Origin of the sequence: Butyrivibrio hungatei, assembly GCF_900101605.1 — a bacterium.
GTDB classification, from domain to species: Bacteria; Bacillota; Clostridia; order Lachnospirales; family Lachnospiraceae; genus Butyrivibrio; species Butyrivibrio hungatei_B.
The window spans coordinates 1-13,349 of the sequence record NZ_FMUR01000028.1 but is presented as its reverse complement, the minus strand read 5'-3'; the positions used below and the strand labels follow the sequence as shown (position 1 = coordinate 13,349).

The 13,349-nt window shown below is 39.9% G+C and carries 14 protein-coding genes, 2 tRNA genes and 1 rRNA gene; all 17 read left to right on the top strand.

Annotated elements, in window-relative coordinates; genetic code table 11:
• Positions 1-180 precede the first annotated feature (180 nt).
• A complete protein-coding gene (locus BLP87_RS15470; protein WP_074463474.1) occupies positions 181-1,509 on the top strand; it encodes a radical SAM/SPASM domain-containing protein in 1,329 nt (442 codons plus the stop codon).
• Positions 1,510-2,412, top strand: a complete 903-nt coding sequence (locus BLP87_RS15465; protein ID WP_074463473.1) for an ATP-binding cassette domain-containing protein — start codon at positions 1,510-1,512, stop codon at positions 2,410-2,412. It abuts the gene before it with no gap.
• Positions 2,413-2,414: 2 nt separating this feature from the next.
• Entirely contained in the window at positions 2,415-3,107 is a 693-nt protein-coding gene (locus tag BLP87_RS15460) for an ABC transporter permease (protein WP_074463472.1), read from the top strand.
• A gap of 122 nt (positions 3,108-3,229) precedes the next feature.
• On the top strand, positions 3,230-3,610 hold the full coding sequence (locus BLP87_RS15455; RefSeq protein ID WP_074463471.1) for a DUF5975 family protein: 381 nt from the start codon (positions 3,230-3,232) through the stop codon (positions 3,608-3,610).
• A gap of 262 nt (positions 3,611-3,872) precedes the next feature.
• Positions 3,873-4,565 (top strand): ABC transporter ATP-binding protein, encoded by a 693-nt coding sequence (locus BLP87_RS15450; protein ID WP_074463470.1) that lies wholly within the window; start codon positions 3,873-3,875, stop codon positions 4,563-4,565.
• Positions 4,565-5,311, top strand: a complete 747-nt coding sequence (locus BLP87_RS15445; protein ID WP_074463469.1) for an ABC transporter permease — start codon at positions 4,565-4,567, stop codon at positions 5,309-5,311. Before BLP87_RS15450 ends, BLP87_RS15445 begins: the two co-directional genes overlap by 1 nt.
• Positions 5,312-5,438: 127 nt before the next feature.
• A complete protein-coding gene (gene tsaE / locus BLP87_RS15440) occupies positions 5,439-5,876 on the top strand; it encodes a tRNA (adenosine(37)-N6)-threonylcarbamoyltransferase complex ATPase subunit type 1 TsaE (protein WP_074463468.1) in 438 nt (145 codons plus the stop codon).
• 21 nt (positions 5,877-5,897) lie between these two features.
• Positions 5,898-7,133 (top strand): tRNA (adenosine(37)-N6)-threonylcarbamoyltransferase complex dimerization subunit type 1 TsaB, encoded by a 1,236-nt coding sequence (gene tsaB / locus BLP87_RS15435; RefSeq protein WP_074463467.1) that lies wholly within the window; start codon positions 5,898-5,900, stop codon positions 7,131-7,133.
• Positions 7,134-7,138: 5 nt separating this feature from the next.
• Positions 7,139-8,059: a ribonuclease Z gene (locus tag BLP87_RS15430; protein WP_074463466.1), complete on the top strand. Its 921-nt coding sequence runs from the start codon at positions 7,139-7,141 to the stop codon at positions 8,057-8,059.
• A gap of 36 nt (positions 8,060-8,095) precedes the next feature.
• Positions 8,096-8,671 (top strand): DUF6715 family protein, encoded by a 576-nt coding sequence (locus BLP87_RS15425; RefSeq protein ID WP_074463465.1) that lies wholly within the window; start codon positions 8,096-8,098, stop codon positions 8,669-8,671.
• A gap of 15 nt (positions 8,672-8,686) precedes the next feature.
• Positions 8,687-9,577 carry a ChbG/HpnK family deacetylase gene (locus tag BLP87_RS15420; RefSeq protein WP_074463464.1) on the top strand — a complete coding sequence of 297 codons (891 nt, stop codon included), beginning with the start codon at positions 8,687-8,689 and terminating at the stop codon, positions 9,575-9,577.
• Positions 9,578-9,637: 60 nt separating this feature from the next.
• Positions 9,638-10,735, top strand: coding sequence for a tRNA (adenosine(37)-N6)-threonylcarbamoyltransferase complex transferase subunit TsaD (gene tsaD / locus BLP87_RS15415; protein WP_074463475.1), 1,098 nt, complete (start codon positions 9,638-9,640; stop codon positions 10,733-10,735).
• 14 nt (positions 10,736-10,749) lie between these two features.
• On the top strand, positions 10,750-11,457 hold the full coding sequence (gene ispD / locus BLP87_RS15410; protein ID WP_074463463.1) for a 2-C-methyl-D-erythritol 4-phosphate cytidylyltransferase: 708 nt from the start codon (positions 10,750-10,752) through the stop codon (positions 11,455-11,457).
• A gap of 1 nt (position 11,458) precedes the next feature.
• Positions 11,459-12,514: a glycosyltransferase family 4 protein gene (locus BLP87_RS15405; RefSeq protein ID WP_074463462.1), complete on the top strand. Its 1,056-nt coding sequence runs from the start codon at positions 11,459-11,461 to the stop codon at positions 12,512-12,514.
• Positions 12,515-12,768: 254 nt separating this feature from the next.
• Positions 12,769-12,854 (top strand) — tRNA-Ser (locus BLP87_RS15400).
• Positions 12,855-12,907: 53 nt separating this feature from the next.
• Positions 12,908-12,996: transfer RNA gene (locus tag BLP87_RS15395), tRNA-Ser, on the top strand.
• Positions 12,997-13,158: 162 nt separating this feature from the next.
• Positions 13,159-13,349 (top strand): 16S ribosomal RNA (locus BLP87_RS15390); the annotation flags it as partial.

Here is a 13,349-nt window from a genome sequence, read left to right as displayed (position 1 = left end):
AATAAGGAGGAAAGCAATTATGTTGAAGCAGGTTAATGTTTTTTCAAATGTAGAATATAACTGGCCATGCTATATGTGTGATGAGGGCCCTTTTGATTATATGCACTAAAAAATGTTTTTGGCTTGTGTCCGCCTCCACATGATAGTGGATGCGGACACAGATTTTAGAGGAGAGCTAAAATGGAAAATAAAATGACTACAATTGTATCGCCATATAAGATTTTTAATGTAGAAGATAAGGAATATTATTACAATATAAAAAATAGTGGAATCTTTGAATATGATGGAATATTGAAAGCGTATTTGGAATCAAATGCATATAAAAATGAGGAATGTGATCTTGAGTCTTGTGGTTACACGCAAGAAGAAACACGAGAGTTCATAGCCAATGCGTTAAATGCTGAAATAATTATTGATGAAAAAAAACATGAAAAATGTAGAGCGTTTGACATAAATAAGAATGTTAATTCTGTTACACTTATGGTTTCGCAGATGTGCAATTTGAGATGCGAATATTGCTATGGAGAAGGCGGGGAGTTCAATCATAAGCCGGGAATAATGAAATTCGAAGTTGCAAAAAAAGCAATTGACTTGCTTGTAGAAAAGAGTCCTTCAAATAAATTATTGGTAGCATTTATGGGTGGTGAGCCTTTAATGAATTTCGATTTGATAAAGAAAGTTGTTGAGTATTGTTCCAGCATAGAAAATAAAGAATTTGTTTTCACTATGACTACTAACGGAACTTTAATAACAGAAGAATTCGAAAACTACATTAAAGACAAGAAGTTTAATGTACAAATAAGCATTGACGGAGCTAAGGAACAACATGATAAAAGGCGATATTTTATTAATAAAAAACCTACTTATGACATGATAATGCGTAAGACTGCGAATATGAGAAAAGAAGGGAAGCTTACTGCTCGAGCAACATTATCCTCGGGAAATCTGGATTATATAAATGTTTTTGATACTTTAGATGACTTGGGATTTACAGGGATACCATTGGCGGTGGCCAAAAACATGTTGAAAGACGAAGATAAAAATTTAGAGTTTGATCAATATAAAAAATACGTTGATTATTTTGTGTCACTTATGCAAAATAAAGATTTTGCGAAGGCAAAGAAAATGGTAGATTTGTATATGAACTTCACTAAAATCAAAAATGCAGGAAGGAATACAAAGGGATGTGGAGCATTTAGAAATTCTATAGCGGTGAATATTGACGGAAATATTTATCCATGCCATAGATTTGTCGGAAGTGAAAAATTCTGCATGGGAGATGTAGATAAAAAAGAAATACTAAACAAAGAACGAACAAGCGACGAACGTTGTAAAAATTGTTGGCTGAGCAATTTGTGCCTGGGTGGATGTGCATATGAAAACGATGAAGAGAATAAAGATATAGATATTCCGGATAATACATTCTGTGAAAAAATGAAATATTTGTATTCGAAGCTAGTTCCGCTATATATTAGTTTGGCGTACTCAAAGGAAAAGGAGCTTGGATAGATGAAAGAACTGGTTATACAGGGGAAAGCTGTAACAAAGAATTATGGTAGTTTCAGGGCCTTGGATTCGCTTGATATAAGCATACCAAAAGGTTCGATATACGGTCTGATAGGCCTTAATGGAGCAGGCAAAAGTACATTGCTTAAAATTCTCTTAGGGTTGATAAAGTATGATCATGGTGAAATCAGAATTTTTGATTCTGATAAGTTGGATATAAAAAAATTAAATAAAATAGGTTCTATCATTGAATATCCTTATTTTTATGAGCATTTAACAGGTGAGGAAAATTTATGTATTCACGCTGATTTTTTACAATTTACGGATAAAAATAGGATTAATGAAATTTTTGATTTGGTTGATCTGTCGTCTGCCAGGCATAAGAGAGTGCGTGAGTATTCGCTGGGAATGAGACAAAGATTGGCAATCGGAAGAGCTATTTTGCAGAAGCCGGAATTATTAATATTGGATGAGCCAATAAATGCACTTGATCCGGAAGGAATAAAGGAAATGCGTGAGTTGTTTAAAACCATAAACAGAGAATATGGGACAACTATATTGATCTCCAGCCATATATTGTCGGAGATGGAGATGATGGCGGATTATATTGGCATAATCAGCGATAAGCACATGGTTAAAGAGATGTCAATGGACGAGCTAAAGGAAGTAACAAAAAAGCACTTAAGAATTGAAACAGATGATAATGGGAAAGCAAAAAAAGTATTGGAGAATAGTGGAATTAGAAATGTAAAAATAGAAGAAAAAAATGAATTAAAGGTATATGAAGAAATAGATGTTACAGAGGCGATAAGAATACTACTGGACAATAATTTGAGAATACAAGAGATATATGAGAATAACTGCTCATTAGAAGACTATTTTTTGGATACAGTGACGAGAGGGTAAATATGAGTTTGTTTAATTTGATAAAAATAGAATTTAAAAAGAATAAAGCTATGTCCTATTTTGGGTCATACATTGTAATGACTATAATATTGGTATTTCTTACATGGACGTCTATTTTTGGAGTGAACCAGGATCATGAAACCAGTGGATTTGCGATCATAAAAATGATGTCAGGTCTTATAGCGGATTTTTATATTATTTTTTCAGCGTTAGTAATAATGAAAGTATTAAATGATGAGTATGTACAAAGAACAATATTACTAATGTTTACTTATGGTATACCACGAAAAAAAATAATTTTTGCAAAGTTTTCTTTGATAGTAATGATAGCGGTAGTCGGACAGTTATTAACACAAATATGCTGTTTTGCTTTTTTGATTGGAGTAGATAGGCATTCTGGTCTTATTAATGGCGGATTGACACAAGAGAATACTATTCAATGGATATGCTGTGTAGCAATAAATACATTGGCGATAATTGGATATTTATTTATACCGGTAACGGTATGCATAAAGAAGAAAACTACTTCAAGTATTGTTGTATCAGCAATGATTGGACTTCTAATTTATCAGATGATTATAAGCCAGATTGATAATTTTATAGTCATGACTATCTATTATCTTGCATTTGCGATGGTGACTGCGGCCTTTTATTTTGTTGTAGGTGGTAGGTACATAGAGAATTTAGAATTGTAAAAATCATAGTAATTCCGCACGGGCTTAATACAAAAAGAGATTTATGCAATATGTAATGGAAATATTGAAGAATCTGATACACATGAGGAATTGATGCGAAAAGGAGGATTACATTATTCGTTATGAACAATGTTGAACTATATATGGAGTTTAAAGAAGAATGTGTAGCAGGTCTTCTTGTAGATAAAAATGAGTTTAGCAGACGGTTAAAGAAATTGAAAAAAGGAACAGTTATTGAATGCGTTGATGGTAAATATCAGATTTACTATCCGATTGATGATGTTAAAAAACATGAACAGGATTCAAGTGAATCGCTTAGCTTAAGAATTGATTCTGCTGCAAGAATTCGTTTTGAGGGAGGATTGGTGGAATATGAGGAGCTTCTGAAAGAAATCAATAAAACAAGAGCAGGGAATTGTGATTTTAAGGTTTTTGGTAAATTGCGTGAAGAAGATGTGGATGCTGATTTTTTCATTGCGGATGTATATTATATGATGCAATAGATAAGCATTAAAAGATGAGGTTTAACAGAAATGCAATCGTGGAGGGATGATTTTCACGATTGTTTTTCTATTTAGAATAACATTGTGATAAAAGAATTTTATTGAAATAAGTTTTTGTGTCAAATAGAATATTGAATAGTAAACACATAATGTGGGAAGGAGATGAATTGTATAGACAAAATATTGTGATTTGCCAATTTGAGATTTTTTTTGCAAAGTGTTTTGTAATTGAGAAGAGAAAAAGAGAAAAGGGGAGTGACTTATGAGCAAAGTGCTACAAATTGCAGGTTTGAACAAAAGTTACAATGGGAGAAAAGTTGTCGATAATATCTCTTTGGAAGTTGAGAAGGGAGATATAGTCGGTCTGATTGGACCAAATGGTGCCGGAAAATCAACGACGATGAAGATGATAATGAATCTTATCAGCAAAGATTCCGGTGAGATAGTGATCGGTGAAGGAAAGAAATTTGTTGAAAAGATCGGGTTCGCAACCGAGTCATCTGCATTTTATGAGTATCTGACGGGATATGATAATCTGATGCTTATCGCAAAGCTTTATGACGATGTATCGGCTGAAAAAGTCAAGCAGATAGTTGAATTTGTCGGACTGTCGGAACATATCGATAAGAAGGTGAAAACATATTCCACAGGTATGCGCCAGAGATTGGGGCTGGGAAGAGCACTCCTTAACAATCCGGAATTGCTGATCCTTGATGAGCCTACAAACGGACTTGATCCATATGGAATGAAAGATATTTACGAAATGCTTGAGAAGCTTGCCAAAGAGGATGATGTGGCTATCCTTATTTCTTCGCACCTTTTGCATGATATAGAAAAAATATGCAATAAGGTTGTCATGATCAATGAGGGAAAAATTCTTTTTAGTGGAGATATAAGTGAACTTGAGGAAGGTCTTGAAGATAGTTACTACAGCATGTACAGGAGGCAGGCATAATGAAGAACGTCAGGAATGAATTGTATAAGCTCTGGAAGGGGAAAAGGCTTGGGATTTTTCTTTTGATCTTGGTTGCTACAAGTATTGCTTTTGGAATGTTGGTTTACTCTATACAAGTAAAAGGACTGCTTGAAAAAGAGGATATTGATGCAATGATTGGCGGAAATTTTCCTGTGCAGGTTCTTGGAATGATTGCTGATATTGTTTTACCGGTACTTGCGACTCTTTTTGTGACATTTCTTTTTACTGATGAGGCGAACAGTGGCAGTTTGAAACTTCCACTTTTATGCGGACAATCGCGTGTAAAATTGATCACAGCAAAAGCTGTGGTTGTTCTTATTGGCTCTTTGGCTCTTGTGGCGGTTACATTTATTGCGTCGAATATTGTAGCGGTCATGTTTTGGGGAAGTGATTCGGTAGTAGCGTCTCTTTTCCAAAATGCGCTTATATATGCAAATACTTATCTTGCTCTTGCGGGATGGTCAATGGTTGTTCTTTTTGTTTCTATATTTATAAAAAATAGCGGCTCTATGGTCGGAGTGGCAGTAATCGTTTTAGTGGTCGGATGTATTTTGAGTTCTGTATCTCCGAAAATTGCCCAATATGAAGTGATGTATTATTTTAAGGCTTTTGTGAGCTTGCAGTCATTAAATTACGTACTTGCAATGTCGGTATGTATAGGCACGGCATTGGTGTTCTTTATCTTATCGGCAATAAAATTCAGAATATTACAGATTCAGAAGTGAACGATAGATCGGGAAAAGAAATATTTTTTCCCGGTCTATTTTTTTTGTCCCAGTTAGTGCTATATTTTGAAAAAACATACTTTGTGATATAGTTAAAGAGGCAAAGTTTGAAATATGCGAGGTTTGTATGGATATAGTTACCAGACACGAGACAAATAGTGCTAAGGAGACGTTTGAGATCGGCAAGAGGATTGGCGAGAGCGCTACACCGGGAATGGTGTATACCCTTGTGGGTGATCTGGGCGTCGGAAAGACCGTTCTTACGCAGGGAGTTGCCGAAGGGCTTGGAATTACGGGGCCTGTCAGCAGCCCGACATTTACTGTTTTGCAGGTTTATGACGAGGGAAGGATTCCTTTTTACCATTTCGATGTGTATCGGATCGGTGATGTCAGTGAGATGGATGAGATCGGCTACGAGGACTATTTTTACGGGGACGGAATCTGCTTTATCGAGTGGGCGAACCTCATAGAGGAGATACTTCCCGAGCATTATACGGAGATAGTTATTGAGAAGAACCTTGAAAAAGGCTTTGACTATCGCCTTATTACAATGACAAAAAAATAAATTTAATAAAAAGTGAGTTATATGAAAATACTTTCTATCGATACATCGGGACTTGTGGGAGCCGTTGCGGTTTCTGACGGAGATATGCTTGTTTCCCAGTTCTCGGTGCAATATAAAACTACACATTCTGAGATCTTGATGCCTATGCTTGATGACATATGCAAAAAGATAAATCTCGATCTTTCGACAATCGATGCCATTGCGGTGGCTGAAGGGCCGGGCTCTTTTACGGGACTCAGGATCGGAAGTGCAACGGCTAAAGGACTTGCGCTCGCGCTTGATAAGCCGATAATTCCGGTACCCACTGTTGATGGAATTGCCTATAATCTCTACGGAGTTGAAAAAATAATATGTCCCATGATGGACGCAAGAAGAAATCAGGTATATACGGGATTGTACACGTTTGTGCCAAAGACCTATGAGGGAAAAAGCCTTGAGAGGTCTTTTGACATGCAGGTTATACATGAGCAGTTTGCGACTTCTGTTGAGGATATCGCGGATAGGATAAACGAGATAGGGAAGCCTGTTGTGCTCTTGGGCGACGGCGTTCCGGTATATCATGACAAGCTTGAGGAACTTTTGAAGGTTCCGTATTCGCTGGCACCTTTTTTCCAAAACAGGCAGAATGCGGCGGCTGTAGCAGCGCTTGCGGGTGTCTATGCGAGTGAGGGAAGAACTGTCAATGCTGATGATTTTGCACCCGATTATTTAAGGCTTTCCCAAGCTGAGCGTGAAGCTCTTGAGAAGGATAAGAGCGGCGCAGAATCCAAAGCCAAACTTGCCGAAAAAAAAGCTGCAAGCAGGAATAATCCGGGAATTGTCAGGATCAGGGAGATGAGCGCCGAGGATATCGAGGATGCTTACAATCTTGAAAAGACTAATCTCGGAAAAGAGGCGTGGACGCAGAAACAGCTTCTTGATGCGCTTACAAGAGACGATACGATCTATCTTGTTGCCGAGAAGGCAGGAAGAGTTGTCGGTCTGTGCGGTGTGCAGAATATCTCGGGCGAAGGTGAGATAACAAATGTGTCTGTTTCGGGAGATTGCAGAAGAGAGGGCGTTGCCTACAAGATGCTTAAGCAGCTTCTTGAAAGGGGCCACGGAATAGGGATAAAAGACTATACGCTCGAAGTTCGTGCGAAGAATACTCCTGCGATAGGACTATATGAGAGACTTGGTTTCGTAAATGAGGGCGTGAGACCCGGATTTTATGATGAGCCCAAGGATGATGCGGTTATTTACTGGAAAAGGAAATAGTTTTTATGATAGATGTTTGTTTGTTGGGAACAGGCGGAATGATGCCACTTCCCAATCGTTTGCTCACGTCTTTGTATGTGAGATATAACGGAAAATGTATACTTATAGATTCGGGCGAGGCAACTCAGATCGCACTTAAGAAAAAAGGGCTCAGTTCCAAACCGATAGATATTATCTGTTTTACACATTATCATGCGGATCATATCAGCGGCCTTCCGGGGCTACTTCTTACTATGGGAAATGCGGAGAGGACAGAGCCGCTTTTGATGGTTGGACCCAAAGGACTTGAGAGAGTTGTGAATTCACTCAGGGTGATAGCGCCTGAGCTTCCGTTTGAGATTAAATTCAAAGAGATAACGGACAGCGAGATGTCTTTTGAACCCGAGGGAATGCCGGGATTTACACTCTCTGCGTTTAAGGTTAATCACAATATTCCCTGCTACGGATATACCATGAACCTGAGAAGGCAGGGAAAATTTAATGTAGATGCGGCTATGGCTGCGGGAATTGACAGAAGGTATTGGAATGGTCTTCAGAAGGGCGAAACAATAGAGCTTGAAGATGGTACCGTTTATACGCCGGATATGGTTTTGGGAGAAGCAAGGAAGGGCATTAAGCTTACCTATGTTACGGATACGAGACCTACCGACAGTATTGTCAATAACGCTAAGGATTCAGATCTTTTTATATGCGAGGGCATGTACGGAGAGCCCGATAAGCTTGTAAAGGCGAAAGAGCACAAACATATGACTTTCTATGAGGCTGCAAGACTTGCCAAGAAGGCGGAGGTAAAAGAGATGTGGCTTACACACTACAGTCCGTCGCTTGTTAATCCTCAGGAGTTCATAGGAGAGACGAGAAAGATATTTGCAAACACAGTTGCGTCGAAGGATGGCAGAAGTCTGACGCTTAGGTTTGAAGAATAATCTGCAGGCTGAATCTTTTTTCAAAACGGAGGGGACATGGAGAACAACAGCGTAAAGTCAGCAATTATGAAATCAATCGTATTATTGGCGCTTGGAGCGGTCGTCGTGGTGGGATTGTATTTTATGTTCGTGGGAAGTAAAAAGAGTCCGGAGGAAGAACAGTACAACCTGACAGCGGTTGACGAGATCACAACTACCAATCTTGAAAAGAACTATCCGGCGAATCCGAGGATGGTTGTCGATTTGTATGCAAAGACCATGCAGGTTCTGTATAAAGAGGAGTACACTGAGGGGCAGCAGGATAAGATGCTGTACGTACTTAAGGGGATAATGGATGACGAACTTCTTGAGAAGCAGGTGGATTTTTCCAGATCTATGAAGAATGAGATTTCTGAAAGAAAAGAGGGAGATTATTCAATTTCCAATTATCTGGTACAGAATACCGAGCCTGAGGTGGTTACGGTATCCGGAAAGAAAATGTGCAATGTGCAGTGTCTTTTTTCACTCAGAAAGGGTACGTCTACGGTTGCCAATTATTACCAGTTTATTCTCCGTCAGGATGATGATAAAAGGTGGAAAATACTGGGCTGGGATGTAAATACAAAGCAGTAAATCGGAGGAAGATTTTTGATAGAATATCATGCGGACGACTACGGGCTTTTTCCTGAGCAGAGCCGTCATATTATGGAATGTTATCACAAAGGGGCGCTTAACGGCATAAGTATCATGCCAAACAGCCCTTATTTAAAGGAGTGCATGGAAGAAATACGTGACATCAGGGAAAAACTTTTTGTCACCGTGCACCTTAATTTTGTTGAAGGAAAGCCTATAAGCGGAAACAGAGCTGATATGCTCGTAAATGACAAAGGGAATTTTGACTGCGGTTTTATTAGATTGCTGCTGGCAAGTTATATTCCTTTTTTGCGTAAAGCATATTACAGGCAGATAAGAAGGGAAATCGAGACGCAGCTCAGAGCGTGCGAGGCATATATGAATGATGGCGTATTCAGAATTGACGGGCATGTGCATTATCATATGATCCCTGTTATTTTTGATGCGCTTATGGATGTCATAAAAAGCAATAAGCTTAAAGTTTCGTACATAAGATTTCCGTATGAGGAGCCTGCTGTTTATGCGAAGAATCTTTTGAAACTCAAAGGAATCGGGCTTGTAAATTTTGTTAAAGTAGTGATCTTAAATTCGCTTGTTGTCAGAAATAAAATAAAGCATAAAGCTCTTTTGGATAAGCTTGGAGTGGAAGATAAGCTATTTATGGGTGTGATGCTCTCCGGGCACATGTTTTATGACAATGTCAAACTGTGCGTCAAGAGCGCTGCTGATATTCTTGAAAAAAGAAAAAATGATGAGATGGAGATTCTTTTTCACCCGGGAGACGTGACCGTTCCTACAGATGTGGAGCGGCTTACGAGTAAGGATGATTACAATTTCCTCACAAGTTCAAACAGGATGAAGGAAGCTGAAGCTCTCAAAAAATTTGGAAGTAATCTGAGCAGGTGATCTGCCAAAAGGTAAGTTATGGAGATAAACAAGAATGTAGAGGATGACGGCGTCATCTTTATGTCAATAAAAGAAAACGGGGAACATTCAGAAAACAGCGGAAACGGTGCTAAGGATGTAACTATTCTTGCGATTGAAAGTTCCTGTGATGAGACGGCTGCGGCTGTTGTAAGAAACGGAAGAGAAGTGCTTTCGAACATTATTTCTTCACAGATCGCGCTTCACACGGTCTATGGCGGAGTTGTGCCTGAGATCGCGTCAAGAAAGCATGTTGAAAAGATAAACGGATGTGTGCGCGTTGCTCTTTCCGAAGCAGGGCTTACTCTTGATGATATAGATGCGGTTGCAGTTACTTACGGGCCCGGGCTCGTGGGAGCTCTTTTGGTGGGAGTTTCTGAAGCTAAGGCTATCGCATATGCAAAGAAAAAGCCCCTTATAGGCGTTCATCATATCGAGGGGCATATATGTGCAAATTATATCGAAAATAAGGATTTAATGCCTCCATTTGCATGTCTCGTGGTATCCGGAGGACATTCACACCTTGTTATCGTAAGAGATTACGGAAAGTATGAGATAATCGGACAGACCAGAGATGATGCGGCCGGAGAAGCTTTTGACAAAGTGGCAAGAGCTATAGGACTTGGATATCCGGGCGGTCCCAAGATTGATAAGGCGGCAAAAGAGGGAAATCCCGAGGCATTTACTTTCCCTCAGGCTAAGATTGCAGGTGCGGACTATGATTTCTCTTTTAGCGGATTGAAATCTTCTGTCTTGAATTATATTAATCAAGCTAAGATGCAGGGGCAGGAGCTTAATGCAAACGATGTTGCCGCTTCTTTCCAGAAGGCGGTCGTTGAGGTGCTTGCGGAACATGCGATAAGAGCGTGCAAGGAATATGGCATGGACTGCCTTGCCATCGCGGGTGGAGTTGCGTCCAACACTGCGCTGAGAGACCTTTTGGAAAAAGAATGTGCGGCAAATAATATAAGATTTTGCAGACCCTCGCCGGTGCTGTGCACTGACAATGCCGCAATGATAGGGGCTGCGGGTTATTATGAATTTATGCAGGGCAAGACTTTCGGGCTTGACCTTAACGCTGTACCCAATCTTCCGCTTGGAGACAGGGAGAGAAGGTATCATGCGGATAAGAACAGATAAAGATTGGAGTTGCCATGAAAACTGTGGCTGTTGTGCTTGCTGCCGGTAGCGGAAGCAGGATGAAAAGTGATGTAAAAAAACAGTATCTTGATATAGGCGGAAAGCCGCTTATCTATTATTCATTGAAGGCTTTTGAAGAGAGTCCCGTGGATGATATTGTTCTTGTTGTATCACGCGGAGATGTAGAATTTGTCCGCAGTGAGATTGTTGAAAAATTTGGGTTTGATAAAGTGGTCGCTATAGTTGAGGGAGGGCTTTATCGTTATCACAGTGTTCGTTTGGGGCTTATGGCAGCTGAGGGCGAGTATGACTATGCCTTTATTCACGATGGGGCAAGACCTTTTTTGACCAAAGAAATTATATTGAGAGCGCTTGACGGAGCAAGAGATTACGGAGCTTGCGTTGTCGGCATGCCTGTAAAAGACACTATCAAGATCTGTGATGAAGACGGATTTGCGGTTTCTACGCCCAACAGGGACAGAACCTGGATGATCCAGACGCCGCAGACTTTTTCTTTTAAACTCATAAAAGAGCTCTACATGAGGCTTGACCGTGAGGAGGAAGAGCTTATCGCAAAAGGCGTCAATATCACTGATGACGCTATGGTTGTCGAATACTTTACCGACCGCAAAGTTAAGCTTGTCGAGGGTTCATACAACAATATAAAGATCACGACACCGGAGGATATTCCTGCGGCAGAGGCAATTCTGGGGATAAAGTGAAGTGGATAAAGAAAAGATAAAAGTATTGATGATAGGCCCCGATCGAAGCGTGCATGGCGGGATTTCGGGGCTTGTAAACGGCTACTATCACGTGGGACTGGATAAAAAGGTCGATTTAAGATATATAGGGACGATGAAGGAAGGCTCTAAGCTTAAAAAGTTGTTGGTGGCAGGGCTTTCTTATGTGCGTTTTTGCATGTGCGTGGGAAAATATGACATTGTCCATGTGAATGTTGCGTCGGATAACAGCTTTTGGAGGAAAGCTCTTTTTATCAAATGCGCGAAGCGCTGCGGCAAGAAGATCGTTATACATCAGCACGGCGGAAATATTGACGAATACTATGAATCGCTTGATGAAAAGCGCAAAGAACAGGTGAGAAATATTTTCGGTATGGCCGATGTTCTTCTGGTGCTTACGAATAAGCTTTATGATTTTTTTGGAACAATCGTAGACAAAGAGAAGATACAGATTCTTCCAAATGGGGTAAGCACACGCAATGTAGATGGAAGTGAGGTCGAAAAAGATTATTCGAAGATTCTGTTTTTGGGAAGAATATGCAGGAATAAGGGGATAAGTGAGCTTCTTGCAGCAATGGATGAGATTCACGATAAGAGGCCGGAGGTTACTCTTTATCTTGGTGGTATTTATGAAGAAGACGCATATAGAAGCGAAGTGGAAAAACGATCTTCGTATGTGAAAGCGCTTGGCTGGATCATGGGATCGCAGAAAGACGAGCTTCTTGAGAAGTGCGGGATTCTTGTATTACCATCGTATTTTGAAGGATTTCCCCTTTCGGTTATTGAAGGGATGCTTCACGGATGCGCTGTTATCTCAACTGATGTCGGTGGAATTCCTGAGGCGATTGAAGACGGAATTTCGGGAATCCTAATTAAACCGAAAGATGTTGCGGGGCTAAAAAATGCAATTGAGCGAGTGACAGATGACAAAGAATATGCAAAAAGATTGTCTTGCGGAGGAATTAAAACTGCAAAAGAAAAATATTCTTTGGAAAAAAATCTGCAGAAACTGATCGAAATTTATAAAAATCTTGTCTGAGTGGTATAAAAAACCCGATCATATTGACGGGCGTGAAAACCAGTAAATAAGCGAATTGCTCAGAAAATTCTGACAATTTTATGCAATAGAAAAACTCGATTTGACGTAAAGTGAAAAAAATTAGAAAAAAAATTGAAAAATAGGGTTGACATGATAGGACCCCTTTGTTAATATAATTCTTGCGCTGCGGCGAGATGCGAAAGCAACTCACACAGAGCATTATCTCAGAAGAGATAATCTTTAACAGTATATTCGGAGCGATATCGAAGCGGTCATAACGAGGCGGTCTTGAAAACCGTTTGGCGGCAACGCCACAAGGGTTCGAATCCCTTTCGCTCCGCTTAAATTATGAACACGCTGTTAATAACATACTTGTTGTTAATCAACTATTTTGCAGAAGTACTCAAGTGGTTGAAGAGACACCCCTGGAAAGGGTGCAGGTCGTTAATAGCGGCGCGAGGGTTCAAATCCCTCCTTCTGCGTTGCCTTACGCAATCAGTAAGGGTCATAATTATACTATAAGTACCTTGACAAATAAACAGTAATGCAACCCTGAAAGATTCCAAAGAGAATAATTCAGAAAAATGTAAATTAACGGACAGAACGAAAAGCCAAGCTTAAGTTCTTAGCCGGATTAAACTTTTAAACGTGAGAGTTCGATCCTGGCTCAGGATGAACGCTGGCGGCGTGCCTAACACATGCAAGTCGAACGGAGAATTTACGCTGATGAAGCTTCGGCAGATTCTTGTAAATTCTTAGTGGCGGACGGGTGAGTAACGCGTGGGCAACCTGCCTCATACTGGGGGATAACAGCTGGAAACGACTGTTAATACCG

What these genes read in the sequence shown, in the direction of transcription:
- BLP87_RS15470 (WP_074463474.1), top strand. Translation starts at nt 181, where the DNA reads ATGGAAAATAAAATGACTACAATTGTATCGCCATATAAGATTTTTAAT.
- BLP87_RS15465 (WP_074463473.1), top strand. Translation starts at nt 1,510, where the DNA reads ATGAAAGAACTGGTTATACAGGGGAAAGCTGTAACAAAGAATTATGGT.
- BLP87_RS15460 (WP_074463472.1), top strand. Translation starts at nt 2,415, where the DNA reads ATGAGTTTGTTTAATTTGATAAAAATAGAATTTAAAAAGAATAAAGCT.
- BLP87_RS15455 (WP_074463471.1), top strand. Translation starts at nt 3,230, where the DNA reads ATGAACAATGTTGAACTATATATGGAGTTTAAAGAAGAATGTGTAGCA.
- BLP87_RS15450 (WP_074463470.1), top strand. Translation starts at nt 3,873, where the DNA reads ATGAGCAAAGTGCTACAAATTGCAGGTTTGAACAAAAGTTACAATGGG.
- BLP87_RS15445 (WP_074463469.1), top strand. Translation starts at nt 4,565, where the DNA reads ATGAAGAACGTCAGGAATGAATTGTATAAGCTCTGGAAGGGGAAAAGG.
- tsaE (WP_074463468.1), top strand. Translation starts at nt 5,439, where the DNA reads ATGGATATAGTTACCAGACACGAGACAAATAGTGCTAAGGAGACGTTT.
- tsaB (WP_074463467.1), top strand. Translation starts at nt 5,898, where the DNA reads ATGAAAATACTTTCTATCGATACATCGGGACTTGTGGGAGCCGTTGCG.
- BLP87_RS15430 (WP_074463466.1), top strand. Translation starts at nt 7,139, where the DNA reads ATGATAGATGTTTGTTTGTTGGGAACAGGCGGAATGATGCCACTTCCC.
- BLP87_RS15425 (WP_074463465.1), top strand. Translation starts at nt 8,096, where the DNA reads ATGGAGAACAACAGCGTAAAGTCAGCAATTATGAAATCAATCGTATTA.
- tsaD (WP_074463475.1), top strand. Translation starts at nt 9,638, where the DNA reads ATGTCAATAAAAGAAAACGGGGAACATTCAGAAAACAGCGGAAACGGT.
- ispD (WP_074463463.1), top strand. Translation starts at nt 10,750, where the DNA reads ATGAAAACTGTGGCTGTTGTGCTTGCTGCCGGTAGCGGAAGCAGGATG.